The organism is Neorhizobium fuzhouense (assembly GCF_042611105.1).
Lineage (GTDB): Bacteria > Pseudomonadota > Alphaproteobacteria > Rhizobiales > Rhizobiaceae > Neorhizobium > Neorhizobium galegae_A.
Genome location: NZ_JBHFFP010000002.1, coordinates 300,017 through 325,362, shown reverse-complemented (window position 1 = coordinate 325,362; position 25,346 = coordinate 300,017). Strand labels below are relative to the sequence as shown.

At 62.0% G+C, this 25,346-nt stretch carries 22 protein-coding genes; 10 read left to right on the top strand and 12 right to left on the bottom strand.

The features are described from left to right. Window positions 1-8: 8 nt before the first annotated feature. Together ACEXP3_RS05300 and ACEXP3_RS05295 are read right to left on the bottom strand one after the other, a co-directional pair. On the bottom strand, window positions 9-1,223 hold the full coding sequence (locus tag ACEXP3_RS05300; protein ID WP_377296330.1) for a PQQ-dependent sugar dehydrogenase: 1,215 nt from the start codon (window positions 1,221-1,223) through the stop codon (window positions 9-11). A 248-nt stretch (window positions 1,224-1,471) separates the two neighbouring features. Next, a complete protein-coding gene (locus ACEXP3_RS05295; protein WP_377296329.1) occupies window positions 1,472-2,575 on the bottom strand; it encodes a calcium:cation antiporter in 1,104 nt (367 codons plus the stop codon). Between the two features lie 170 nt (window positions 2,576-2,745). Here ACEXP3_RS05295 and ACEXP3_RS05290 point away from each other — a divergent pair, with 170 nt between their 5' ends. Then, the gene (locus ACEXP3_RS05290) at window positions 2,746-3,012 is read left to right on the top strand and encodes a DUF2188 domain-containing protein (RefSeq protein WP_210104466.1); all 267 of its coding nucleotides are present in this window, start codon (window positions 2,746-2,748) and stop codon (window positions 3,010-3,012) included. A 6-nt stretch (window positions 3,013-3,018) separates the two neighbouring features. Here ACEXP3_RS05290 and ACEXP3_RS05285 read toward each other — a convergent pair whose 3' ends face one another. After that, entirely contained in the window at window positions 3,019-3,921 is a 903-nt protein-coding gene (locus ACEXP3_RS05285; protein ID WP_377296596.1) for a LysR family transcriptional regulator, read from the bottom strand. An 88-nt stretch (window positions 3,922-4,009) separates the two neighbouring features. Between ACEXP3_RS05285 and ACEXP3_RS05280 the strand changes: the two genes are divergently transcribed. Beyond that, window positions 4,010-5,080 (top strand): NAD-dependent epimerase/dehydratase family protein, encoded by a 1,071-nt coding sequence (locus ACEXP3_RS05280; protein ID WP_377296328.1) that lies wholly within the window; start codon window positions 4,010-4,012, stop codon window positions 5,078-5,080. Between the two features lie 69 nt (window positions 5,081-5,149). Here the strand turns inward: ACEXP3_RS05280 and ACEXP3_RS05275 are convergent, their stop codons facing one another. The 4 genes from ACEXP3_RS05275 to trxB all read right to left on the bottom strand — a co-directional run bounded on the left by ACEXP3_RS05275 (window position 5,150) and on the right by trxB (window position 9,061). Continuing rightward, on the bottom strand, window positions 5,150-6,271 hold the full coding sequence (locus ACEXP3_RS05275) for an alkene reductase (protein ID WP_377296327.1): 1,122 nt from the start codon (window positions 6,269-6,271) through the stop codon (window positions 5,150-5,152). Window positions 6,272-6,315: 44 nt separating this feature from the next. Continuing rightward, window positions 6,316-6,612: an ArsR/SmtB family transcription factor gene (locus ACEXP3_RS05270; protein ID WP_377296326.1), complete on the bottom strand. Its 297-nt coding sequence runs from the start codon at window positions 6,610-6,612 to the stop codon at window positions 6,316-6,318. Between the two features lie 569 nt (window positions 6,613-7,181). Next, window positions 7,182-8,078, bottom strand: a complete 897-nt coding sequence (locus ACEXP3_RS05265; protein WP_377296595.1) for a LysR family transcriptional regulator VtlR — start codon at window positions 8,076-8,078, stop codon at window positions 7,182-7,184. 8 nt (window positions 8,079-8,086) lie between these two features. Beyond that, window positions 8,087-9,061: a thioredoxin-disulfide reductase gene (trxB, locus tag ACEXP3_RS05260; protein WP_377296324.1), complete on the bottom strand. Its 975-nt coding sequence runs from the start codon at window positions 9,059-9,061 to the stop codon at window positions 8,087-8,089. A 248-nt stretch (window positions 9,062-9,309) separates the two neighbouring features. On the opposite strand from trxB, the gene ACEXP3_RS05255 reads away from it, so the two are divergent. Next, entirely contained in the window at window positions 9,310-9,777 is a 468-nt protein-coding gene (locus ACEXP3_RS05255; RefSeq protein WP_210104473.1) for an Lrp/AsnC family transcriptional regulator, read from the top strand. 26 nt (window positions 9,778-9,803) lie between these two features. On the opposite strand, the gene ACEXP3_RS05250 is transcribed toward ACEXP3_RS05255, so the two are convergent. Genes ACEXP3_RS05250 through greA form a run of 3 tightly spaced genes read right to left on the bottom strand, consistent with a single transcriptional unit; the run spans window position 9,804 to window position 12,184 of the window. Next, window positions 9,804-10,613: a glycosyltransferase family 25 protein gene (locus ACEXP3_RS05250; protein ID WP_377296323.1), complete on the bottom strand. Its 810-nt coding sequence runs from the start codon at window positions 10,611-10,613 to the stop codon at window positions 9,804-9,806. A 12-nt stretch (window positions 10,614-10,625) separates the two neighbouring features. Continuing rightward, window positions 10,626-11,684, bottom strand: coding sequence for a glycosyltransferase family 4 protein (locus ACEXP3_RS05245; protein ID WP_377296322.1), 1,059 nt, complete (start codon window positions 11,682-11,684; stop codon window positions 10,626-10,628). A 23-nt stretch (window positions 11,685-11,707) separates the two neighbouring features. Continuing rightward, window positions 11,708-12,184, bottom strand: a complete 477-nt coding sequence (greA, locus tag ACEXP3_RS05240) for a transcription elongation factor GreA (protein WP_210104475.1) — start codon at window positions 12,182-12,184, stop codon at window positions 11,708-11,710. A gap of 227 nt (window positions 12,185-12,411) precedes the next feature. On the opposite strand from greA, the gene ACEXP3_RS05235 reads away from it, so the two are divergent. From ACEXP3_RS05235 to ACEXP3_RS05225, 3 genes are all read left to right on the top strand, one after another. After that, window positions 12,412-13,644 (top strand): putative DNA modification/repair radical SAM protein, encoded by a 1,233-nt coding sequence (locus tag ACEXP3_RS05235; RefSeq protein ID WP_377296594.1) that lies wholly within the window; start codon window positions 12,412-12,414, stop codon window positions 13,642-13,644. After that, on the top strand, window positions 13,644-15,107 hold the full coding sequence (locus ACEXP3_RS05230; protein WP_377296321.1) for a UdgX family uracil-DNA binding protein: 1,464 nt from the start codon (window positions 13,644-13,646) through the stop codon (window positions 15,105-15,107). The genes ACEXP3_RS05235 and ACEXP3_RS05230 overlap by 1 nt, the downstream gene beginning before the upstream one ends. 192 nt (window positions 15,108-15,299) lie before the next feature. Then, on the top strand, window positions 15,300-15,752 hold the full coding sequence (locus tag ACEXP3_RS05225; protein WP_210104477.1) for a DUF1842 domain-containing protein: 453 nt from the start codon (window positions 15,300-15,302) through the stop codon (window positions 15,750-15,752). Between the two features lie 226 nt (window positions 15,753-15,978). Here the strand turns inward: ACEXP3_RS05225 and carB are convergent, their stop codons facing one another. Then, the gene (carB, locus tag ACEXP3_RS05220) at window positions 15,979-19,464 is read right to left on the bottom strand and encodes a carbamoyl-phosphate synthase large subunit (protein ID WP_377296319.1); all 3,486 of its coding nucleotides are present in this window, start codon (window positions 19,462-19,464) and stop codon (window positions 15,979-15,981) included. A gap of 349 nt (window positions 19,465-19,813) precedes the next feature. Between carB and ypfJ the strand changes: the two genes are divergently transcribed. Further along, the gene (gene ypfJ / locus ACEXP3_RS05215) at window positions 19,814-20,722 is read left to right on the top strand and encodes a KPN_02809 family neutral zinc metallopeptidase (RefSeq protein WP_377296318.1); all 909 of its coding nucleotides are present in this window, start codon (window positions 19,814-19,816) and stop codon (window positions 20,720-20,722) included. Between the two features lie 288 nt (window positions 20,723-21,010). Next, a complete protein-coding gene (locus ACEXP3_RS05210; protein ID WP_377296317.1) occupies window positions 21,011-21,682 on the top strand; it encodes a glutathione S-transferase family protein in 672 nt (223 codons plus the stop codon). A gap of 40 nt (window positions 21,683-21,722) precedes the next feature. Here the strand turns inward: ACEXP3_RS05210 and ACEXP3_RS05205 are convergent, their stop codons facing one another. Beyond that, entirely contained in the window at window positions 21,723-22,718 is a 996-nt protein-coding gene (locus tag ACEXP3_RS05205) for an aldo/keto reductase (RefSeq protein ID WP_377296316.1), read from the bottom strand. 111 nt (window positions 22,719-22,829) lie between these two features. Between ACEXP3_RS05205 and ACEXP3_RS05200 the strand changes: the two genes are divergently transcribed. Both ACEXP3_RS05200 and ACEXP3_RS05195 read left to right on the top strand, forming a co-directional pair. Continuing rightward, window positions 22,830-23,735 (top strand): LysR family transcriptional regulator, encoded by a 906-nt coding sequence (locus ACEXP3_RS05200; RefSeq protein WP_377296315.1) that lies wholly within the window; start codon window positions 22,830-22,832, stop codon window positions 23,733-23,735. A 175-nt stretch (window positions 23,736-23,910) separates the two neighbouring features. Next, complete coding sequence (locus tag ACEXP3_RS05195) at window positions 23,911-25,299, top strand: MATE family efflux transporter (protein WP_377296314.1); 1,389 nt, start codon at window positions 23,911-23,913, stop codon at window positions 25,297-25,299. Window positions 25,300-25,346 lie beyond the last annotated feature (47 nt).

Sequence of the window (25,346 nt, the reverse complement as noted above, 5' to 3'; positions counted from 1 at the left end):
TTGAGTTTTTACGCCTTGGTCAGCTTGATGATGGTCGATTGGCCGCCGCCGCGCTGTTCGATCACGGCATAGACGGCGCCGTCGGGGCCGACTTTGACGTCGCGGATGCGGGCATTGAGCGGCACGCGCTCCTCGTGGCTTACCTTGTCGTTTTCCATGTGAAGAATGACGACACCCTGGCTCACCAGCCCGCCGACGAGAAAGGCGCCTTTCCATTCCGGAATGGCGTTTGCGTCGTAAAAGGCCATGCCGGAGGGGGCAATGACAGGGTCCCAGTAGTAGACCGGCTGCTCCGTCTCAGCCATCTGCGTGAGGCCCTTGCCGACGGGCGCGCCGCTGTATTCGACGCCGTAGGTCACCTCCGGCCAGCCGTAATTCTTGCCCGCTTCCGGTCGGTTCAACTCGTCGCCGCCCTTCGGCCCGTGTTCGACGAGCCAGAAGCGGCCCTCTCCATCCACGGTGGCAGATTGCACGTTGCGGTGTCCGAGCGACCAGATTTCGGGAAGCGCATTCTCCTGGCCCACGAAAGGATTGTCCGGCAGGGGCTTGCCGTCCTGCGTGATGCGGAACACCTTGCCGAGACCGCTATTTAGATCCTGCGCCTGCACGCGCGGTTCAGTGTCGGAGCGCTCGCCGACGGTGACATAGAGTTCGCCGGCCGGCCCGAAGGCGAGGCGGGAGCCAAAGTGCTTGTTGCCGTCATAACTTGGCATCTGGCGGAAGATCACGGAGACGTCCTCCAGTTGCCCACCGCCCTGATCGTTCGGCACAAGGCGCGCGGAGGCAACCGAGGTGCCGTTGCCGTCCTCGCGCTCCTCGGAAAACGAGAAGAAGATCCGGCCGGAGGTGGCATAGTCGGGCGCAAGCGCCACGTCGAGCAGGCCGCCCTGGCCGCCGGACAGGACTTTTGGCACGCCGCTAATTGCAGGGCCGGCCTTGCCGTCGCGGACGATATGCATGGCGCCGGCTTTGGCCGTTACCAGCATGCGCCCGTCGGGGAGAAATTCCATCGCCCAGAGATGCGGCAGGCCCTTTGCCACCACCTCGGTCTTGATGTTGACCGGGGCAGCGGGTTGCGGGGCGCGCGTCTGGTTTTCAAACTGCGGCTGCTGGTTCGGCGCGTTGGGCGGGCTCGTCTCGGCCGGTCTTCCCTGCGCATGGGCGGTGAGGGCGGCGGTGCCGGCAAGGATTGTTCCGGCGATCAGAAGCTTCAAGGAATTCATCGTCTTCTCCCAGTTTCCCAAGTTTCGGTGTCCCAAGTCTCGGTGTCGCAAATCTAGGTGTCTCAGGCGCACGCCGGTGGTCGTTCGGACGCGGCGGGCCTGGAGACCATGTAGGGTAGCCTGTGATGAAGACCGCACGCGCCGCGTTCAAGTTTGCTTTATCACCCGGTGAAGTCCCGCTTGGCAGGTTGAATCAAGTGCTTGCCGGGTTGAGTCCGGTGGTGCGGGCAAGTGATTGATATGAAACGTCAAAGCCCGAGAATGGTGAGCATCAGGAAGGTGGCGAACAGCACGAAATGGGTCATGCCCTCGATGGCGTTCGTTTCCCCGTCGTTGAGATTGATGGCCGCGGCAATCAGCGTGATCGTCACCATCACGGTTTGGACCGGTGTCATCGCCATGATGAAGGGTTGGCCCGTATAGAGCGCAATTGCCTCCATGACCGGCACGGTGAGAATGACGGTGGAGAGCGAGGCGCCCATGGCGATATTCACCACCGCCTGCATGCGGTTGCGAAGGGCGGCCCGAAGCGCCGTCAGGATCTCCGGTGCTGCCGAAATGGAGGCGACGATCACGGCCATCAGGGCCGGCGGTGCGCCGCTTCCCTCAAGGCCGGTATTGATGAAGGCCGACATGAACTCCGCAAGCGCCCCGATGAGGACGACACCGATCAGGATGATGACGATGGACACGGCAGTAGAGCCTTCGCCTTCCTGTTCCTCCGCGCCGGCCTGGGCGGCACCGGCTGCGGGTTTGGCGCGCGGATAGCTGTAGCTGAAGAAGTAGCTGTGCGGCCCCACCTGCATGCGCAGGAACAGCCCATAGAGCGCAATCATCGCGCAGATGGTGAAGGCGGAATAATAGTGCCAGCGATCCGATGGCACGAATTCCGGCACGATCATCGAGATGCCCATGGCCGTCAGGATCATCACGCCGTAGGTCTTGCCCGAATTGTCGTTATAGGGCTGCTCGCCGTGCCGCAGACCACCGAGCAGGGCCGCAAGCCCCAGAATGCCGTTGATGTCGATCATCACGGCAGAATAGATCGTGTCGCGCACCAGCGTCGGCGAGGCGCTGCTGTTCATCAGAATCGCGAGGATGATGACCTCGACGGCGACGGCAGACAGCGTCAGGATCATCGTGCCATAGGGATCGCCCACCTTGTGAGCAAGGATTTCCGCATGGTGCGCCACGCGCGTGGACACCAGCACGATGACGCCGATGAGGGCTGCCGCGGCAACCAGTGACCCGATCTTTCCCGCCTCCAGCACCGCATGTTCGCCAAGATAGGCAGCGATTGCCACCACAAGCGCGACCAGAAGGAATTTTTCCTGCCTTATCAGTGATGTCATGCGCGTGCTTGTGCTCCCGGCTGCTCGGGAGCAATCTATGGCAGTGGCTGCAGGCTTCAAGCAGATCCGCAGCCAGGAGGGGCGCCTTCAGACGTTTTTGTGGGAACCCCGCAAGCTCCCGGACATTTGCTGTTCGGTTATCGTCAAAAGAACACATCAGGAGGAAAGCCATGACGAAGGTCGTATACAAGGTCGTTCAACATGATGGCGGCTGGGCCTACCGGCTGGGCGACGTCTATTCCGAAACATTTGCCAGTCATGCCGACGCGCTGCAGGCGGCACGAATCGTTGCGGCCGAGCAGCAGGTGGGTGGCGATGCAGAAGAAATCAGCTGGCAGGATGCAGCCGGCATATGGCACGTCGAATATAGCGACGGCGGCGACCGGCCGGAGGCCGAAGTGGAAGACACCGAGCCGCAGGCAAATCAGGCGCCCTGACGCCCGTCAGGCGCTTCGCACATAATCGATCAATCCGTCGCAGAGCGCATCGAATGTCGCCCTGCAGCGGGGGGATTGCCGCAGATTCTCGTGCATGGCGACCCAGGTATCAAGCGACAGGGAGAACTCCGGCAGCAACCGCACCATGTTCGGATCGCGTTGCGCCAGCTTGACCTGGCAGATGCCGATGCCGGCCCCGGCCTTAATTGCCGAGAGTTGGGCAAGGTTGCTGTCGGTGCGATAGGTCCAATGCAGGTTGTTTGGGAAACCCGGTGCCTGTTGCCGGATGCTTTCGATGCTTGCCCGGATGAAGGCCGTTTCCCGGTCGAAACCGACCATGTGGTGCAGCGTCAGTGCCTGCAGGTCCGCCGGACTGCCCTTCCGGTCCATATAGCTTCGGGCGGCGTGCAGCCCAAGTTCGATCGTTCCGATATGGCGCGCCACCAAGGCATCCTGCCGGGGTCTCGTCATGCGCACGGCAATATCTGCCTCGCGCCGCAAAAGATCATGCAGCGTATCGGACAGAGATAGCTCCAGGTCGAGCCGCGGATGGGCCGCTTGCAATTTCGAGAGGATTGGGGGGAGGACCTCGACACCGATGACATCACTGGCGCTGATGCGCACCACGCCTTCCACAGCGCCGATGGCGCTCGATGCCTCGCGCAACAGGGCCGCAGCCGTGGTGGCGAGGTTTTCCGTATAGGGCCGCAAGGCCTCAGCCGCATCGGTCGGCAGCAAACCCTGCTGCGAGCGCGTGAACAGCGCATGCCCCAGCGCCTGCTCCAGCTCATCGATATGGCGCCCGACAGTCGGTTGCGTCAGCCCGAGCGTTCGTGCTGCCGCCGAGAGGGAGCCGGTTTCCAAAACAGCCAAAAGCGTTCGGTAGAGATTCCAGTCTGGCTCATTCATTTTTGAATAGACACCATAAGATTTCCGAGAATTTCCTATAGCGGCAGAACGCGGGATACTCCAGTCCGTCAGACAGAAGGAGTTTCCGATGACCGTTCCCCACGCCGCAGACAATGCCTCCACCACTCCTGCCACGAAACCCATCGCCCTTATCCTTGGCGCCACCGGAGGCGTCGGCGGAACCGTTGGCCGCCGTCTGGGCGCGGAAGGATGGCATGTGCGGGCCCTGCATCGCAGGGCGCTGGCCGTTGCCGCGAGCGAACCGTCGTTCGAATGGGTGACGGGCGATGCCATGAACGGCTCCGACGTGCTGAACGCCTCTGAAGGGGCGCAGCTTATTGTGCATGCGGTCAATCCACCTGGCTACCGCGACTGGGGCAAGCTGGTTTTGCCGATGATCGACAATACCATTTCTGCCGCGAGAGCCTGCGGTGCGCGCATTCTTCTGCCCGGCACGGTCTACAATTTCGGCCCGGACGCCTTTCCCATTCTTGAGGAGGACAGCCCGCAGAACCCGTTGACCGCCAAGGGGGCGATCCGCGTCGAGCTTGAGCAGCGGTTGCGCCTTGCAGCGCAGGACGGCGTGCCGGTGCTGATCGTGCGGGCGGGAGATTTTTTCGGGCCGGGTGCGGCAAACAGCTGGTTTTCGCAAGGTTTGGTCCGGCCCGGCCGGCCGGTTACCCGTGTCATGCGACCGGCGGCGCGGGGCATTGGCCACCAATGGGCCTATTTGCCGGATGTGGCCGAAACCATGGTGCGCCTCCTGGGGCAGGCCAGCCGGCTGCCAACCTTCGCTGTCTTTCATATGGAGGGTGTCTGGGACGAGGACGGCGAACGGATGATCGGCGCCATTGCGCGCGTCACCAAACGCAAGCTGCGCCAGCATCGCTTCCCCTGGTGGCTTGTCGGGCTCGCGCGCCCCGTCGTGCCGCTTTTCCGGGAGCTGTGGGAAATGCGATACCTCTGGAGAGAGCCGATCCGCATGTCGAACGGCAAGCTGCGCGCGTTCCTGGGGTTCGAGCCACAGACGCCGCTCGACACGGCCATTCGCGAAACGCTGGTTTCGCTGAACTGCCTTGAACAGCCGGCCGGACCAGCGTTCGGTCCTCGCGGCGACAGGCTGGCGAAGAACGCCTTGCCGCTGTCGTCCAGGCCATAGGTCGCCAACGTGCTCAGGCGCTCCAAAAAGACGAGGCCCGCAGCTGTGCGGGCCTCGTTGGAAATCGGATTACTCGGCTGCTTCCAGCGTCGGGTAGTCGGTATAGCCTTCCGCGCCGCCGCCATAGAGGGTCTGCGGGTTGATGTCGTTCCAGGCAGCGCCGTCCTTGATGCGGCGAACCAGGTCCGGATTGGCGATGAACGGTTTGCCGAAGGAGATCAGGTCGGCCTTGCCGCTTTCGACGGCCTCGGCTGCCGTCTCGGCCGAGTAGCCGTTGTTGAGCATCCAGGCGCCCTTGCCGCCGGCATTGACATAGGCTGCCTTGAAGGCGGCGTAGTCGAAGCGGCTGCCGTCGTATTGATGGTCGCGCGCCCCGCCGGTTGCCCCTTCGATCACATGGATGAAGGCGAGGTTGCGTGTGGCAAGTTCCGCGACCAGCGCGTTGAACAGGGCCTGCGGGTTGCTGTCGCTCACGTCATTGGCGGGCGTGGTCGGGGACAGGCGAATGCCGGTCCTGCCGGCGCCAATGGCCGCAGCCACGGCATCGACCACCTCAAGCGTCAGGCGCAGGCGGTTTTCGATCGAGCCGCCATAGCCGTCCGTGCGCTTATTGGCGCCGTCCTTCAGGAACTGGTCGAGCAGGTAGCCATTGGCGCCGTGGATTTCCACACCGTCGAAGCCGGCATCGACGGCGGCACGGGCAGCCCTTGCAAAATCAGCCGCGATGCCCGGCAGTTCGGAGAGTTCCAGCGCACGCGGGGCAGAGGTTTCGGCAAAACCGCCGCTGCCATCTTCGTTCAGGATATAGGTCTTCGACTTGGCGGTGATGGCAGACGGTGCAACGGGGGCGGCGCCGCCCGGCTGCAGCGAGACATGCGAGACGCGGCCGACATGCCAGAGCTGGGCGACGATCTTGCCGCCGCGCGAATGCACGGCATCGGTGACCTTCTTCCAGCCTTCCAGCGCTTCGGGAAGGTAAAGACCGGGCACATCGGCATAACCCTGGCCCTGCTGGGTGACGGCCGTGCCTTCGGAGACGATGAGGCCCGCCGTGGCGCGCTGCTCGTAATAGACGACGTTGAGATCGTTCGGGATGGCCTTCGGCGAGCGGTTGCGCGTGAGCGGTGCCATGACGATGCGGTTGTTGAGGGTGAGGTCCCCGAAGGTGACGGTATCAAACAATGACGACATGAACGTTCCTTTTTTGACTGTGCGGAAGATGGAAGCGCTACGGCTCAGAGCGTAGCGCCAAGATGCGCGACGAAGGCACGGATCATGTCTTCGTCGCGTTGATAGAAGGTCCACTGGCCGACCTTGGTGATCTTCACGAGACGTGCCTTTTCAAGCGTTGCCAGATGGGCGGATACGGTGGACTGCGACAGGCCGCAGCGCTTTTCGAACTGGTTGGCACAGATGCCCATGTCGAGCGGGTGCGCCTGCGATGAAAAATGTGTTTCGGGCTCGCGCATCCATTCGAGAAATTCGACGCGCGCCGGATGTGACAGGGCTTTGAGGATTTCGCTGCGGTCCATGGCCTGATCTCTTATATCGTCCATGAACGATATATGGATCGCTCATTCCCGATTTAAAGGTGTTGCGGCCAAAAAAATGGGCCTCCGGATTGCTCCGAGGCCCAAAGGTGTGAAGGTTGAAAAACCTCCAGAGGGGAACAGCCGGCGCGGGCAACGAGGGGATGTCACCAAGGGGCGCCAGCTGACATCAATATGGGGAGGAGGATTGTTGCAGGCAAGTGCCGTGCCGTGTTTCCGGCGGATATTTCCGCTGCCATGGGCAATGCGCAGTTAAAAAAAGAGGGCCACCGGATTTCTCCAGGGCCCTTTAAAGTGTGAAGGTCAAATAACCTCCAGAGGGGAACAGCTGCTGCGGTGGAACTGGGAGGAAAAGCCACCATGTGCATCAGCTGTGTGCGATATGGTGCTTTATTGTGCAGTGAACAATCCATTTTTGTGCAGGACAGCCATGCGCTTGCCGCACAGGTGCGGCTTCGAGCTGCCGTCAATTGTAGGAACTGCCTGCAAATCCTTGAAGAAAATGGCTTTTGTCATTCGGTTGCAGCGGGCTTTATTTGCCCGCGTCCTCGTCAGAAGTTCCAGTTTCGCGCTTTTGCGACGATGAAATCACGAAAAACCTTGAGCTTCGCGGCGTTCTTCATCTCGTCCGGATAGCAGAAATAGGTGTCGAACGAGGGGATGTCGGCGTTGATCGCCAGCTGAATCAGTCCCGGGTCGCGCCCGACGATGTAATCGGGGAGTACCGCAATGCCGATTCCGAGCAGGCAGGCGCGCTTGATCGAGGTCTGGCTGTTGATCTGCAGGTGCGGCAGGCGCGGATTGTCGGAATTGCGCCCGGCATATTCCAGCCAGTTCACATCGAGCAGGTAATTCGGCGCCGGCTCACCGAAGGTGATGATCCGGTGATCGTCGAGATCCTCGATCGTCTGCGGCTCCCCGAAGCGGTTGATGTAGGAGGGGGCCGCGTAGACATGCATGTGCACGGTGAACAGCTTGCGCTGGATGAGGTCGGATTGCTGCGGCTGGCGCAGGCGGATCGCGCAGTCGGCATGGCGCATGTTGACGTCCAGCTCCTCGTTGTCGAGGATGAGCTGGATGGCCATTTCCGGATAAAGCTGCAGGAATTCCTGCACCTTGTCGGTGAGCCAGCCCTGGCCGAGGCCGACCGTGGTGGTGACGCGCAGCTTGCCGCTCGGCTTCTCCGTCGTCTCCGTCAGCTGCATTTTCACCGTTTCGAGCTTCAGCAGCACGTCATGAGCGGTCCGGTAGAGAAGTTCGCCCTGTTCGGTGAGAATCAGGCCGCGGGCGTGGCGGTGAAACAGCTTTACTCCCACGTCCTGTTCCAGGGCGCTGACCTGCCGGCTGATCGCCGACTGCGACAGATGCAGCTTGTCGGCGGCATGGGTGAACGATCCGGCTTCCGCTGCCGCGTGAAAAATGCGCAATTTGTCCCAGTCGAGAGGCACCACCATGATTATTCCGCCGCTTCGGCAAGCGGCAGGATGCCGGCAAGATAACGCTCGGCTTCGAGCGCTGCCATGCAGCCCATGCCGGCGGCCGTAATCGCCTGCCGGAAAGTGTCGTCCGTGACGTCACCGGCGGCAAAGACGCCCGGAACGTCGGTGGCGGTCGAATCCGGCGCGGTCCACATATAGCCGTTGTCCTTCAGCTTGACCTTGCCCTTGAACAGTTCCGTTGCCGGCGCATGGCCAATGGCGACGAAGACGCCATGGATCGGCCGTTCGGTGATGGCGCCGGTGAGCGTGTTGCGCAGCTTCACGCCGGTGACCGAGGGCGGCATCGGCGGCTTTGCGGCCTCGCCGGTGATTTCCGCCACTTCCGTGTTCCACAACACCTCGACATTCGGGCGCTGCATGAGGCGCTCGCGCAGGATCTTTTCCGAGCGGAAACTGTCGCGGCGGTGCACGACGGTGACGGATTTGGCGATATTCGACAGGTAGAGCGCCTCTTCGACCGCCGAATTGCCGCCGCCGACCACGATCACATCACGGTTGCGATAGAAGAAGCCATCGCAGGTGGCGCAGGCCGAGACGCCAAACCCCTGAAAATGCTGTTCGCTGTCGATGCCGAGCCATTTCGCCTTGGCGCCGGTTGCAATGATCAGCGTATCGGCGGTCCACACCTGGCCGGAATCGGTTCTGACCACGAAGGGACGGGTGGACAAGTCCACCTCGGTCACGAGATCGTTGACGATCTCGGTGCCGACATGCTGCGCCTGCTTCAGCATCTGTTCCATCAGGAACGGGCCCTGGATCGGATCGGCAAAGCCCGGATAGTTTTCCACATCCGTGGTGATCATCAGCTGGCCGCCCTGTTCCATGCCGGCAATCAGCACGGGCTTCAGCATGGCGCGCGCCGCATAAATGGCTGCCGTATAGCCGGCAGGCCCGGAGCCGATGATGAGAACCTGCGTGTGACGGGCAGACATGGACGTTTTCCTTTCGAGGTCGCTGTCGGCAAACGGCGGAACGCAACCCCTGCGGGGGTTCCCGGGCCATTCGCCTTTGGCTCCCATTTATGAACGTTCCCTGCCTCAATTCAAGGGCAGCAGGGCGGGAGGAGGCGCAAGCGGGCATTTACGCACACTATTCATGCGCGCTTGCGACATAATCTTGCGCCAGATCCTTGCGTTCGCCGGGTCTTGGGCTAAAACCAACCCGAAACAAGGGGTTCTCCGTGCTTAAAGCCGAACTTGATGCCATCGATATCAAAATCCTTCGCGAGTTGCAGCGCGACGGTCGCATGACCAATGTCGAGCTTGCCGAGCGCGTCGGCATTTCGGCGCCGCCCTGCCTGCGGCGCGTACGCAAGCTGGAAGAGGCGGGCATCATCGAAGGCTATGCGGCGATCCTCAACGGTCCGCGCCTCGGCTACGATCTCGTCGCCTTCTGCCTTGTCGGGCTGAAGCACCAGTCGGAAAGCAACCTGAAGGCCTTTGCCGCGCTCGCGCAGGGCTGGACCATCGTGCGCGAAGCCTGGATGGTGTCCGGCGACAGCGACTTCCTCTTGCGCTGTACGGCCGAAAACCTCACCAATTTCCAGGATTTCGTCATCGAAGTGCTGGCCGCCAACGAGCATGTCGACACCGTGCGCACCATGCTCACCATCCGGCAGGTGAAGAAGCTGGGGCTGGTGGAGGTTTAAGCGGCGTCGAACGCCTTTTCGGGCAATCACGGTTGTGTGGGTGAAAAGGCGATCCTGACATTGCGAACCGTGCTCAACGGGTTCAGTCGGGAGCCTGCAAGAGCGACCCCTGCCTGGGCGACCAGACGCAGCAATTCACGCTTGAGCTTCTGAACCGGCTTCAGTCTTGGCTTCCGGATCGCCCAGGATCGGACAATGTCGCCGTCAAGTCCTTCGCGCTCGGTCGTCAGAAACTGGTCCTGAATACAAAGGGCCGGGCTGATCTGGTAAGTCGCCAGTCGGGAAAACAGCGGCGAGATCGGATCGAACATCAGATGGTCAATGGCCTGACTTGAATTGTTCACTGCGGCAAGCAGTATTTTGGCAGCCTTGGGTGTCACGATGTAGGCGCCAGTGCCAAGATGCGCGCCGACGAGCCGCATGAGACAGAAGGCAGATGCAACCGGGCGCTTGGCACGTGAGACGACTATGGTCTTTCCCGTCGTCTCGAGCTTCACAAGGTCTGCTTCCGCGGGAAGCCAATCCAAAGATCGTAAAAGTGCGGATGATGCAGGAGCAATATGCAAATCATCCTCCAGCACGACGCCGGGTTCGCCTTTCTCAACGACCTTTTGCCAGACCTGCCTGTGGCTTAGCAGGCAGCCAACCTCGCCCACCGACAACACCAGGCTCCCGTCCTCGTGGCTCGCCGACCATGTCTCAAGCGTCTCCGGCGAAAGCGTCTTGCCATCGACCGCTTCGATGCGTTCGAAGGCAAGGCCACGCTCCGTCAGCAGCGCCTGCATGCGGGCCATGCGGTCTAAGGCGCGATCAAGGTTGATGACGTAGATTGTCATGGAAAAAGGGCCTTATCGAGCATCCAGCAGCGCCCGGTACACGGCGCCGATGGCCTTTGCCTCGCGTTCGACGGAAAAGTGTTCGGTGACGTGGGCATGGGCGGCGGTGCCGTGTGCGATGCAGAGGGACGGGGAGGCAAGGTAGGGTTCTATCCCGCTGGCAAAACTGGCAAGTTCCCCGCGTTCCACCATGCGCCCGGTTTCTCCATCGACGATCAGTTCGGCAAAGGCGCCGACATCGGCGGCCACCACCGGGATGCCGCTTGCCATGGCTTCGAGCGGGGTGAGCCCGAACCCTTCCCAGCGCTGCGGCGCGACGAACAGGTCCAGCCCGCGATACCACTCGTTGATATTGGTATGCTCGCCGACAAACAGGATGCGATCGGCAAGGCCGGCGGCGTTGACGCGCGCTTTCAGCTCGTCCTCGAAGGGGACGTATTTCGGCGTCGCGCGCCCGGCGACCACGGCGGTCCACTGCGGATGGTTCGGCAGGAGCCGGATCATCGCATCGACGAAGAGATCCGTGCCCTTCTGGTGGCGCACGCGGCCGAAACAGCCGACATGGTGCTTTTGCGGATCGAGCCCGAGCTGCGCCTTGGCGGCAGCCTTGTCAGGCGCCGAGGAAAACCGCTGAAGATCGATGCCGTGCAGGATGACGGTGCTCTCCCGCTCGAGATAGGAGGCGGTTTTCCGGCAGACCGAAATTACCCGGTCCATCCGCGAAATCAGCCATTTCGTCCAGGCGGAATGCTTGCGCTGCGAGGCGGAGGTGAAGACGAGCTTCAGCGGCATGCGGCAGACATCGCGCAGGAGAATGCCGGGCAGCATCTCGATATTGCGCCGCGCATGCCAGACCCGGTAACGGCCGCCCTCGGGCGGTGCCCACAGGCGCAGGAGGTCGCCTGCCGTCATGGACGGCAGGAAGGACGGCAGGCCCGGCCCGAAGGTAACGACCTTCTGGCCGAGACGGTTCTGGACCGGAACGAGCTGGATGATGGTGGAGGTGACGCCCGACAGCCTTCGTTTGAAGTGCGGGGCAATCACCTCGACCTGATGCAGGGAAGGGGGCACGATGAACGCCTGCTCGACGGGTTTCAGCCCCAGTTGACGGCGATGATCTCGTAGGCCTTGGAGCCACCGGGTGCCACCACTTCGATGCTGTCGCCAGCTTCCTTGCCGATCATGGCGCGGGCAATCGGCGAGGAAATCGAAATGCGGCCTTCCTTCACGTCGGCTTCCTGGTCGCCGACGATCTGGTAGATCTTTTCCTCGTCGGTGTCTTCATCCACCAGCTTGACCGTGGCGCCGAACTTGATCTTGGAACCGGACATCTTGCTGAGGTCGATCACTTCGGCGCGCGCCGTCAGGTCTTCCAGTTCCGTCACGCGGCCTTCGTTGTGGCTCTGCGCTTCTTTGGCCGCGTGGTATTCGGCATTTTCCGAAAGGTCGCCATGCGCGCGCGCTTCCGAAATGGCCTCGATGATGCGAGGACGTTCCTCCTGCTGGCGCCAGCGCAGTTCTTCCTGCAGCTTGGCGAAACCGGACGGAGTCATCGGGACCTTATCAACCATTTTCCTTAACCCTCAGTCTCATGGCCGCCACGGGCGGCCACAAAAAGAAACAGGTCCCGGAGGGTGTCCCCGGAACCGTGTGAAAGCTCTAATTTGGGCAACCATAGCAGAATCACTAGGTCAATTGCCAGTAAATTCGAAATAGGGCGCCGGGCGGGCTTTGACAGGGGGCAGACTTTCACAGTCCGGCTTGACGATAGAGATTAGAACATATAGTGAACATTCTTATGAAGAAGTCGCTGAAAGAACGTCTCGCCATTCTCTCCGACGCTGCCAAATACGATGCGTCCTGTGCCTCGAGCGGTACCACGAAACGGCATTCGGGCGGCAGTGGCGGTCTGGGTTCGACCGAAGGGTCCGGCATCTGCCATGCCTATGCCCCGGATGGGCGCTGCATTTCGCTCCTCAAGATCCTGCTCACGAATTTCTGCATCTTCGACTGCGCCTATTGCATCAATCGCTCGTCGAGCAATGTCGAGCGGGCGCGCTTCACGCCCGATGAGGTGATCTGGCTGACGCTCGAATTCTACCGGCGCAATTATATCGAGGGTCTGTTTCTCTCCTCCGGCATCATCCGCTCCTCCGATCACACCATGGAGGAGATGGTGCGGGTGGCGCGTGAGCTGCGCACCACCCACCAGTTCCGCGGCTATATTCACCTGAAGACCATTCCCGATGCCTCTCCGGCCCTCATTGCCGAGGCAGGGCTTTATGCGGACCGGCTGTCGATCAATATAGAATTGCCGACCGACCAGGGGATTGGCCAGTTTGCACCGGAAAAGAAGCCCGCCGGCATCCGGCGCGCCATGGGCGATCTGCAGTTGAAGATCGAGGAGGCGTCCGAGCCGACGCTGCAGACGAAGCGTCGGCGCACCTTCGTGCCCGCCGGCCAGAGCACGCAGATGATCGTCGGGGCCGATGGCGCAAGCGATGCGACCATATTGGGCACCAGCGCCCGGCTTTACGGCAGCTATGGCCTGAAGCGTGTCTATTACTCCGCCTTCAGCCCCATCCCGGACGCCTCTTCGAAACTGCCGCTGATCAAGCCGCCGCTGATGCGCGAGCATCGGCTGTACCAGGCCGACTGGCTCTATCGTTTCTACGGGTTCGATATTAGCGAAATTACCGCTTCGGCACCCGACGGCAATCTCGATCTCGATCTCGATCCGAAACTGGCCTGGGCTTTGGGCAACCGCGAAAAATTTCCCGTCGACGTCAACAAGGCGCCCAAGGAAATGCTGCTGCGTGTCCCGGGGTTCGGCACGAAGACGGTGCGCGCGATCCTGTCTTCGCGCCGGCAGCGGCGGTTGCGGCTGGAGGATCTCGGGCGCCTCTCGGTGTCGCTGCGCAAGGTACAGGCCTTCATCGTTGCAGACGGCTGGACGCCGCACCGGCTGATCGACCGCACGGATCTGCGCGGCATGTTTGCGCCGCAGCCGCAGCAACTGGCCCTGTTCTGATGCGCACGGTCTTCCTGAAAGGGCGCGGCGATTTTACCGAATGGCGGGACGCCGCGCGCGCGCTCCTGCAGGCCGATGTCGAGCCGCAGGCCGTCGACTGGCGGCTTGCAGGCGAGGCAACGCTTCTGGAGGGGGCGGGTGAACCGCAGCCGATGCCGGCGCCATCGGTTGCGGCAGCGGGGAAGGCCGTTGCGGTGCCGGCTGCCTTTCTGGCGCTTGCGCAATCGGTCGTCTGTCACACGCAGCCGGCGCGCTTTGCGCTGCTTTACCGCCTGCTCTTTCGACTGCGCCATGAGCGGCAGCTTCTGGAAATCGTTTCCGATGCCGATGTGATCGAGGCGCTGAAGCTTGAAAAATCGGTGCGCCGCGACAGCCACAAGATGAAGGCCTTCGTTCGCTTCAAGGAAGTGCCGGGAGAGAAGGGGCCGCGCCGCTCTTTCGTCGCCTGGTTCGAACCGGATCATTTCATCGTGGCGCGCACGGCCCCCTTCTTTGCCCGCCGCTTTGCCGACATGGACTGGCTGATTGCCACCCCGAAGGGATCGGCTGCCTTCAATGCTGAAGGCCTGGTCGTATCAGATCAGCCGGCAGAAAAGCTTGACCGGCAGGATGTCGCCGATGACCTCTGGCGGGTCTATTACGCCAATATCTTCAATCCCGCCCGGTTGAAGGTGAAGGCGATGACGGCGGAAATGCCGAAGAAATACTGGAAAAACCTGCCGGAAGCCTCGCTCATTCCCGGCCTCATCGCGCAGGCCGAGGAAAAGGTGAAGGAGATGGCTGAAAAGGCCGCCTCCCAGCCGCCGCTGTTTCACGCGCGGTTGCGCGAGCGTGCCGCCACGGCTTTGCTGTCGGACCTGCCACTCAATGCGCCGGCGCCCACGCTTGCCGGGCTTCGTCGGCAGGCGGAATGCTGTACGCGCTGCCCGCTGCATTGCAAGGCAACGCAGACGGTGTTCGGGGAAGGGCCGGATCGGGCCGATATCATGGTGGTTGGCGAGCAGCCGGGCGATCAGGAGGATCTGGCGGGTCGGGCCTTCGTCGGCCCGGCCGGGAAGCTGTTCGACGGGGTTCTGTCTGAAATCGGTATCGATCGGCAGGCGCTCTATGTCACCAATGCGGTCAAGCACTTCAAATATGAGCCGCGCGGCAAGCGGCGTATCCACCAGAAGCCGAACCAGGGCGAGATCGAGGCCTGCCGCTGGTGGCTGGGCCAGGAGGTTGACCTGGTCCAGCCAAAGCTGGTCGTGGCGATGGGGGCTAGTGCCTATTTCTCGCTGACGGGCGAAAAGCGACCTCTGTCGGAGGTGCGCGGAAAGATGATGAGCATCGGCGAAGACCGCCGGTTGCTCGTCACCGTCCATCCCTCCTATCTGCTGCGCTTGCAAGACGGGGAGGTCCAGAGGCGGGAAAGGCAGCTCTTTCAGAATGATCTGCGCGGCGTGATAGAATACTTTATGTAGCCGCAAAAAATATTGCCGGATAGCCTAGTATTCTTGGCGTCGTCGGCAAATATTTACTTTTTCTGCTGAAAGTCCGTGAAATCTTACGGTTGCATCCTATACAGGTGGTGACATTATGTTTGCGTCCGATGGTTGATTTTTAAGGAGATCAATGGTCGGATTCATCAATCATCGCAAACGGGAGGACGTTTCATGGCTATCGAAAGTGTTCAGAAGGTCGGGCTGTTCTATTTGCCGCTGCGCTCGGAAGGCGCGCCGGGCGCCCCGATCAATACGCTCAATCTGACGGTTTACACGCCGAAGAGCCTCGTGACGGGGCATTCGGAGGTGACGCAGGCCGTCAACCCGCCCCTCAGCGTGTCGTCGCATGTCTCCGGCCCGCTCATCTACGAAACCGTGATGGGACCGGGATCGAAGATCCGGATCGACCTCAAGGGCTGGCCGGAGATCGTGTGGCCGCCCGAGGCCGGGATCGGACCGGTCATTCCGGAGAACTACTCGGCAATCCTTCTTCTCGAACCCGATTTTTCGGGCGGTGAGATCATCTACCAGTATCGCACGGGGCTTACCGGCGAGTGGCACCAGGTGCGCCAGCCGATCTCCAAGACGGTGGCTGGCCATGACCCGCTCAGCAAGGCAGCATGAAGGCTGATCAGCCGGGCGGACCAATGACGAGGTAAAGCTATCTTGTCTTCGGCGCATCCCGACCGCCGATTACGAAGGTCCGCGTCACGCAACGTGACGGGCCCGATAGAGGCGAGCGAAGCGGGCCGTTGTGCTGGAAAAAGATCCCGAAAACGCGGAAGGGCGGCCAGGGCCGCCCTTCGTCAATTTGCTGCTTGTTTGCAGATGCCTGTCAGGCGTGACGTCCTCAGAAATAGCTCTGCAGCGGGCGCACTTCCAGCTGGCCCTTCTTCAGCGCCTGGATGGCTTCTGCCGCGGCAAGGGCGCCGGCCATGGTGGTGTAATAGGGCACCTTCTGCATCAGCGTTGCGCGGCGCAGCGACTTGGAATCCGAGATCGCCTTGTTGCTATCCGTCGTGTTGATGACGAGCTGAACCTGGCGGTTGCGGATGGCATCCTCGATATGCGGACGTCCCTCCAGAACCTTGTTGATCTTGGTCGCCTCGATACCCTTTTCGGCAAGGAAGCGCGCCGTGCCGCCGGTGGCCAGAACCTTGAAGCCGATCTCGACCAGCAGCTTGATGGCCGGCAGAACACGTTCCTTGTCCTCGTCGCGCACGGAGACGAACACGGTTCCATCGCGCGGCAACTCGACGCTGGCGCCGAGCTGGCTCTTGGCAAAGGCGAGCGCAAAGTTGCTGTCGAGGCCGATGACTTCGCCGGTCGAGCGCATTTCAGGACCCAGCAGCGTATCGACGCCGGGGAAGCGGGCAAACGGGAAGACGGCTTCCTTGACGGCGATGTGCTTCAGATTGCGCGGATCGGGCTTTGTGCCATAGGCCGCAATTGCCGCATCCAGTTTTTCGCCGGTCATGATACGGGCTGCGATCTTGGCAATCGGCGCGCCGATGGTCTTTGCGACGAAGGGCACCGTGCGTGAGGCGCGCGGGTTGACTTCGAGCACGTAGATTACGCCGTCCTTGATGGCATACTGCACATTCATCAGGCCGCCGACGTTGAGCGCACGCGCCATGGCCGCCGTCTGGCGCTCCAGTTCGTCCAGCGTTTCTTTTGACAGCGAGCGCGACGGCAGCGAGCAGGCCGAGTCGCCGGAGTGGATGCCGGCTTCTTCGATATGCTCCATGATGCCCGAGACAAAGACGTTTTCGCCGTCGCAAAGGGCATCGACGTCCACTTCCACGGCATTCGTCAGGTAGCTGTCGAACAGAAGAGGGTTCTTGCCGAGCAGAGTGTTGATCTGGCCGGTCTTGTCGTTCGGATAGCGCTGCTTGATGTCTTCCGGCACAAGGCCCGGCACCGTATCGAGCAGGTAGCTCTGGAGCTGGCCTTCCGAATGGATGATCTGCATGGCGCGGCCACCCAGAACATAGGAGGGGCGCACGACGAGCGGGAAGCCGATTTCCGACGCGACAAGGCGGGCCTGCTCGACGGAGTAGGCGATGCCGTTGTTCGGCTGGTTGAGGTCGAGCTTCATCAGAAGCTTCTGGAAGCGGTCACGGTCTTCGGCAAGATCGATCATATCAGGCGCGGTGCCGAGGATCGGGATGCCGTTCTTTTCCAGCGCTTCGGCAAGCTTCAGCGGCGTCTGGCCGCCGAACTGCACGATGACGCCCACCACTTCGCCCTTTTCCTGTTCCGCGCGCAGGATCTCGATCACGTCTTCGGCCGTCAGCGGCTCGAAATAGAGGCGGTCGGAGGTGTCGTAGTCGGTGGACACGGTTTCCGGGTTGCAGTTGATCATGATCGCTTCAAAGCCGGCATCCTTCAGCGCGAAGGCGGCATGGCAGCAGCAATAATCGAATTCGATGCCCTGGCCGATACGGTTCGGGCCACCGCCGAGGATGACGACCTTCTTGCGGTCGGAGATTTCCGCTTCCGAACGCAGCGCGCCGACAAAGGGCGTCTCGTAGGTCGAATACATGTAGGCGGTCGGCGAGGCGAATTCGGCCGCGCAGGTATCGATGCGCTTGAAGACCGGGCGGACGGACAGGCTGTTGCGCAGTTCGGCCACTTCCTTCGGGCGCTTGCCGGAGAGCGAGGCGAGACGGGCATCCGAAAAGCCCATGGCCTTCAGGGCGCGCAAGTTTTCCGCATCCGTCGGCAGGCCATGTTCGCGCACGCGCGCTTCCATGTCGACGATCGCCTTGAACTGGGCGATGAACCAGGGGTCGATCTTGCAGCCTTCATGCACTTCGGCTTCCGACATGCCGAGACGCAGGGCCTGGGCCACCATGCGCAGGCGATCAGGCGTCGGCGTGCCGATGGCAGCACGGATCGCGTTCTTCGATCCTTCGCCGGCTTCCATGCCGGGGATCTCGATTTCGTCGAGGCCGGTGAGGCCGGTTTCGAGGCCGCGCAGCGCCTTCTGGAGCGATTCGGCAAAGGTGCGGCCGATGGCCATGACTTCGCCGACCGACTTCATGGCGGTGGTCAGGGTCGGTTCGGCGCCGGGGAATTTTTCGAAGGCAAAGCGCGGGATCTTCGTCACGACGTAGTCGATCGACGGTTCGAACGAGGCGGGCGTTGCGCCGCCGGTAATGTCGTTGTCCAGTTCGTCCAGCGTATAGCCGACGGCAAGCTTGGCGGCGACCTTGGCAATCGGGAAGCCGGTGGCCTTCGATGCAAGAGCCGACGAGCGCGACACGCGCGGGTTCATTTCGATGACGACGAGGCGGCCATCGGCCGGATTGACGGCGAACTGCACGTTCGAGCCGCCGGTTTCAACGCCGATCTCGCGCAGCACCGCAATCGAGGCGTTGCGCATCATCTGGTATTCCTTGTCCGTCAGCGTCAGCGCCGGGGCCACGGTGATCGAATCGCCGGTGTGCACGCCCATCGGATCGATGTTCTCGATGGAGCAGATGATGATGCAGTTGTCCGCCTTGTCGCGGACGACCTCCATTTCATACTCCTTCCAGCCGAGCACCGATTCCTCGATCAGCACTTCGGTGGTCGGCGAGGCATCAAGGCCCGAGCCGATGATCTCGAAGAATTCCGAACGGTTGTAGGCAATGCCGCCGCCGGTGCCGCCCATGGTGAAGGAGGGGCGGATGATGGCGGGGAGGCCGACGACATCGAGCGCCTGGGCGGCAACCGCCATGGCATGGCTCATGTAACGCTGCTTGCGGTCGGTTTCGCCGAGGTTCCACTGGTTTTCCAGCTCGTCCAGCGCCTTGTCGAGTTCGGCGCCCGAGAGCGTCTCGCGCAGCTTGGCGCGCTCGGCCTCATGGCTCTTGCGGTCGGTATCCTTGATGTCGGTGGCATTGGCCAGCATCGATTTCGGCGTTTCAAGGCCGATGCGCGCCATGGCTTCGCGGAAGAGGGCGCGGTCTTCGGCCATGTCGATGGCCGCCGGCTTTGCACCGATCATCTCGACATTGTAGCGGTCGAGAACGCCCATGCGCTTCAAGGACAACGCCGTGTTGAGCGCCGTCTGCCCGCCCATGGTCGGCAGAAGCGCGTCCGGGCGCTCCTTGGCGATGATCTTGGCAACGACTTCCGGGGTGATCGGCTCGACGTAGGTCGCGTCGGCAAGGCCCGGATCGGTCATGATCGTTGCCGGGTTGGAGTTGACCAGGATGACCCGGTAACCCTCTTCCTTCAGCGCCTTGACGGCCTGTGTGCCGGAATAGTCGAATTCGCACGCCTGGCCGATGACGATTGGCCCCGCGCCAATGATGAGGATGGACTTGATGTCTTGGCGCTTGGGCATATCGTCTTTCCGCTTATTTTTCCTGCGCGAAAAACCGGCCGGATGAGTGGATCACCGGTCGGGCACAAGAATGGTTTTTTCAGGCTAGAAGCGGCTTATAGGGAAATGTTGAGGCGGAAGGAACCCCCAATCTTTGAAATCTACAGAAGTCGCCGCAACGGCGCAGGATGGCACATCGGGAGAGCCTGGTGAGCCTCCATAAATCGGCCGTCTGACATTTTAAGGTGGCCCTGCGCGCCGCGGTTTCACGACATATCCAAAAACTCCCTCGGTTGCGTCCGCAGCGCAAAGGAACCTGCATCCGTATCATTGCGTTCTGGCGGCAGAGACACAGGCAGGGGACAAAGCCATGCAATGGCGGGGACGTCGTCAATCGGACAATATCGAGGATCAACGCGGCGCGGGCGGCAGTTCCCTGGGCGGGAGGGGGATCCGAATTCCCATCGGTGGCGGGCGCGGCGGCGGCATCGGGATCGGTGGTCTCATCTTCATCGTCATCGTCTGCTTCATGCTCGGCATCAATCCGCTGACCTTGCTGTCCGGTGGGGATATCGGCATGGACGGCGGATCCTCGGGGACCCGGCAGCAGGCTGAGCCCCGGTCCGCGCAAAATGATGAAATGACGGCTTTCGTGCGCACTGTTCTGGCCGAGACGGAAGACACATGGAACGGGATCTTCCAGAGAGCCGGGCAGACCTATGAGGAACCGACCATGGTGCTGTTTTCCGGCGGCGTCCGCTCCGCCTGCGGGTCGGCGTCTTCGGCGACGGGACCCTTCTACTGCCCGAACGATCGCAAGGTCTATCTCGACACGGGCTTTTTCCGACAGCTGTCCGGCCAGTACGGTGCGTCCGGCGATTTCGCCGAAGCCTATGTCATTGCCCATGAGGTCGGTCATCACGTGCAGAACCTGACCGGCGTGCTGCCGAAGTTCAACCAGATGCGCGGTTCGATGAGCGAGGTCGATGCCAACCGCATGTCGGTGCGGGTGGAGCTTCAGGCAGACTGCTTTGCCGGCGTCTGGGGAAAATCAACACAGCAACGTGGCATTCTGGAAGCGGGCGATCTGGAGGAGGCGTTGAACGCCGCACAACAGATCGGCGACGATACGTTGCAAAAGCGCTCGCAGGGATATGTCGTGCCCGATGCCTTCAATCACGGCACATCCGCCCAGCGGGTGACCTGGTTCCGCAAAGGCTTTGTCAGCGGCGACATAAAGGCGTGCGATACGTTTGCACCACGCTACGATCAGCTGTAACGGCGGTTTGCTGCGCGCGGTCTAAATGGGCGAGGGCGGAGGTTGTTCTGCCCTGCCTTGTGCGGTCTTGAGCCAGCTATTCGGCAAAAGTTGCGCTCGCGGTACGTCGCATATCGATCTCCTCGGCCTGCCGTGCGACATCCTCACTCCGGTGCTGCTCGCTTCCCATCACCTCACCATCCGGCGGACGGTCAATCCGCTGTCGCGGCTGCTTTTTAATTTCCGTGCCGGATGAGATAGGTTCGAGGCCGTGCTGACAACGCAGCAGTCCTGATTCCGAGGTTCACGATGATCATCCTGCACTATCTCGACAATTCCCGTGCCCATCGCATTCTCTGGCTGCTGGAGGAGCTTGGGCTCGACTACACCGTCAAGACCTATCACCGCGCAGCCGACATGCGGGCGCCGGAAAGCCTGAAGGCGGTGCATCCGCTCGGCAAGTCGCCGGTGATTGAGGATGATGGCCGCGTGGTGGCCGAAAGCGGCGCGATCATCGAGTATCTCGTCGAAACCTATGGGGCGGGCAAACATCTGAAACCGCTGGCCGGTACCGACGAGGCGCTTCGCTATAGCTACTGGCTGCATTACGCGGAGGGCTCCGCCATGCCGCTTCTGCTTTTGAAGTTGATCTTCCTGCGGCTGCCGGGCCAGTTGCCGCTTTTCCTGCGCCCGGTTGCTTCGCTCATTGCCAAGGGTGTGCAGAAGAAACTGGTCGATCCGCAGCTGGCCGATCATCTGGCCTTCTGGAACCGCGAGCTATTGCGTGGCGGCTGGTTTGCCGGTGCGGAATTTTCTGCCGCCGACATCGCCATGAGCTTTCCCGTTGAAGCGGGCATGACGCGCATGGACGCCCATGGCGATGTGTCTGGCGTGCGCCGCTACATGGAGGCCATCCGCGCCCGTCCCGCCTACCAGCGGGCGCTGATGAAGGGCGGCCAGTATGATTATGCCCGCAGCTGACGGTTGAGGCCGCGCAGAGCGCGGCCTCAAGGCCAAAAGCTCAATGCTCGCTGTCGAGATGCGCCATCTGCGCCTCGGCATAGCGCGAACCGGCGGCGGCATCCTTGGGCACCGCCTGTTCGATGGCGGCGAGATCCTCCCCGGTAAGCACCAGATCAAGCGCACCAAGCGATTCGGCAAGGCGGTCGCGGCGACGAGCGCCGACGAGCGGCACGATGTCATCGCCTTGCTGCGCCACCCAGGCGATAGCGATCTGTGCCACCGAAACGCCGCGTGCCTTGGCAATGGCGCGCAGCGCGTCGACCAGCGCCAGGTTCCGGTCGATATTGCCCTCCTGGAAGCGGGGGCTCATGGCGCGGAAATCACGGCCCTGGGTATCCCGTGTCTTTTGCCAGTGGCCGCTGATCAGGCCGCGCGACAGCACGCCGTAAGCCGTGATGCCAATGCCGAGTTCGCGTGTCACCGGCAGGATCTTGTCTTCTAGGCTGCGGGAAATCAGCGAATATTCGATCTGCAGGTCAACGATCGGATGGACGGCGGCGGCGCGTCTGATCGTCTCTGCTCCCATCTCCGACAGGCCGATGTGTCGTACATAGCCCGCCGTCACCATGTCGCCGATGGCGCCGATCGTGTCTTCGATCGGCACGTTCGGGTCGAGGCGGGAGGGGCGATAGATATCGATATAGTCGACGCCGAGCCGCTTCAGCGTATAGGCGAGGGCGGTCTTCACCGCGGACGGGCGGGCATCATAGCCGAGCCAGCCGCCATCCGGCCCGCGCTGCGCGCCGAACTTGACGCTGAGCTGAACCTTGTCGCGCAGGCCGCCCGAAAGCGCCTCGCCGATCAGCATCTCGTTATGGCCCATGCCGTAGAAGTCGCCGGTGTCGAGAAGCGTGACGCCCGCATCGATGGCGGCATGAATGGTGGCGATGCTTTCGCTGCGGTCGCTCGGACCATACATGTCGGACATGCCCATGCAGCCAAGGCCAAGGGCGGACACCTGCGGACCGGTTTTTCCAAGCTGTCGTGTTTTCATCTCGCATTCCTTTTCTCAGTACCGTGAATGATCGGCTGGTTGTCTTTTACTTGAAGAGAGGCTGTGCGATAATCCGGTGCAACGCGCACGACCTGTTCGGAAATATGGACAATGGCTGATCTCCCCCTTGCCGAACTCGATGCCTTTGCAGCGGTTGCGCAGAGCCAGAGTTTTCGCTCCGCCGCCAAGCTGCGGGGCGTTTCGGCCTCATCGCTGTCGGATGCGCTCCGGCGGCTGGAGGCGCGGCTCGGCGTACGCCTGCTCAACCGCACCACCCGCAGCGTCAGCCTGACGGAGGCGGGCGAGCGGTTGCTGCAACGGCTGAAACCCGGGCTCCTGGAAATCGAGGCGGCGCTCGATGCGATCAACAGCGTGCGCGACACGCCGGTCGGGCGATTGAGGCTCAACGTGCCGGGCATCGTGGCCCATGCGATCCTGCCGGATATCGCCGCACGGTTTCTGGCGCTTTACCCCGGCATCACGCTGGAGGTTGCCACCAATGACGCGCTCATCGACATTAACGGCGAAGGCTTCGATGCCGGCGTGCGTTATGAGGAGGCCTTGCAGGCGGACATGATCGCCGTGCCGATCGGCCCGCGCGTACAGCGCTATGTCGGCGCGGCAGCGCCTGCCTATCTTGCCGAACATGGGGCGCCGAAGCATCCGCGGGATCTGCTGGCGCATCACTGTATCCTGCACCGGTTTGCGAGCGGGCGCGTGCTGCCCTGGAGTTTCGAAGAGGAGGGGCGCGAGTTCACCATCCTGCCGCCCGCCCGGGTGATTGCCGAAACCACGGCCCTGGAAGTGGCGCTCGCAATCCGTGGTCTCGGCGTCATCTTCACCTTCGAGGAGTTTCTGGCGCCGGGTTTTGCGACCGGTGCGCTGGTTCCGGTGATGGAGGACTGGACGCAGAGCTTTTCCGGGCCATTTCTCTATTATAACAGCCGCCGCCATATGCCGCAGCCGCTCAAGACCTTCGTGGAGTTCCTGAAGGCCGAGCACCGCCGCGGCCCCTGAGGCGGACACTGTGCCGGGACACGCGGCGATCCATCACGGTCTCTGATGGGTTGCCACAATTGTTCTGCTGCGTGGTGTATTCGCCTTGCCTCAAGGACGGGCAGTGGCTAGATCGTTTTGATGCCGTCTGCCCGAAAATGGGGCAGCGGCTTTTTTCGTTATGGAGTTTGGTGACATGGTGACCCTTTCAGCCGCGCCCGAAGCGCAGGCTTCGGACAATTCCTGGTCCGGGCATGTGCGGGCGACCGTGGCCCTTGGGCTTCCCTTTGTGGGCGCGCAGCTGGCGCAGATGGCGATCAACACCACCGACGTGGTGATGGTCGGCTGGCTTGGCACGACCGAGCTTGCCGCCGTGGTGCTGTCCAGCCAGGTGTTCTTCATCGTGTTCATTTTCGGCAGCGGCTTTGCCAGTGCCGTCGTGCCTCTGGTGGCCCAGGCGATCGGGCGCGGCGATGCCGTCAGGGCGCGTCGATCGGTGCGCATGGGCATGTGGGTGGTGATCGCCTATGGCGCGCTGACGGCGCCGATCCTGTGGTTTTCCGAACCGATCCTGCTGCGGCTTGGACAGGAGCCGGATATTGCGGCGCTGGCCCAGAGCTATCTGCGCATCCTGCAATGGGGCATGTTTCCGGCCCTGTTGCTGATGGTCATGCGCTCCTTCGTCGGCGCGCTGGAGCGGGGAAGCGTACTGCTTTACGTGACGCTTGGCATGTTCTTCCTCAACATGCTTCTCGATTACGGCCTGATCTTTGGACATTTCGGCCTGCCGACGCTCGGTCTGAACGGGGCTGCCATCGCCTCGTTCACCGCCAATCTCGTCGGCTTTGGCCTGATGGTCGCTTACGTGCAGAACCGTCCGCAAACCCGCGCCTACGAAATCTTCGTGCGCTTCTGGCGGCCGGACTGGGCAGCATTTCGCGAAATTCTGGGACTTGGCCTGCCGATCAGCTTTACCATCCTGGCGGAGGCCGGGCTGTTCACGGCTGCCTCCCTGCTGATGGGGCTGCTTGGCAAGGCAGAGCTTGCCGCCCACGGCATTGCGCTGCAACTGGCTTCCATCGCCTTCATGATCCCGCTCGGGCTTGCCCAGGTGGCGACGGTGCGTGTCGGCGTCGCCTACGGGCGGGGCGATCAGCTTGGCGTGCGCCGGGCAGCATTGTCCGTGCTTCTGATCGGTCTGGCGATTTCCGCCATGGGAGGCCTGCTGTTTGCTGTCGCGCCTGCCGCATTGGGCGGGCTGTTTCTCGATACGACGCAGCCGGATGCGCGCGAGGTGCTGATGCTGGCGGTGCCGCTGATCGTGGCGGCCGGCGCCTTCCAGATGTTCGACGGCTTGCAGGCGGTGGCGGCCGGCCTGTTGCGCAGCCATAAGGATACAACCATTCCGATGATTCTGGCGCTGATCGCCTACTGGCCGATCGGCTTCTTCTGCGCCTGGCTGTTCGGCTTCGTCTTCCAATGGCGGGGCATCGGCATCTGGATGGGCTTCGTGCTCGGTCTTGCGGCAGCCGCAATCATGCTCTGCGTACGGTTCTGGTTTCTGGTGCGCCGCCACCAGCATTGACAGAAACAAAAACGGCCCGCGGGTGAGGCGGGCCGTTTTCCTATTTC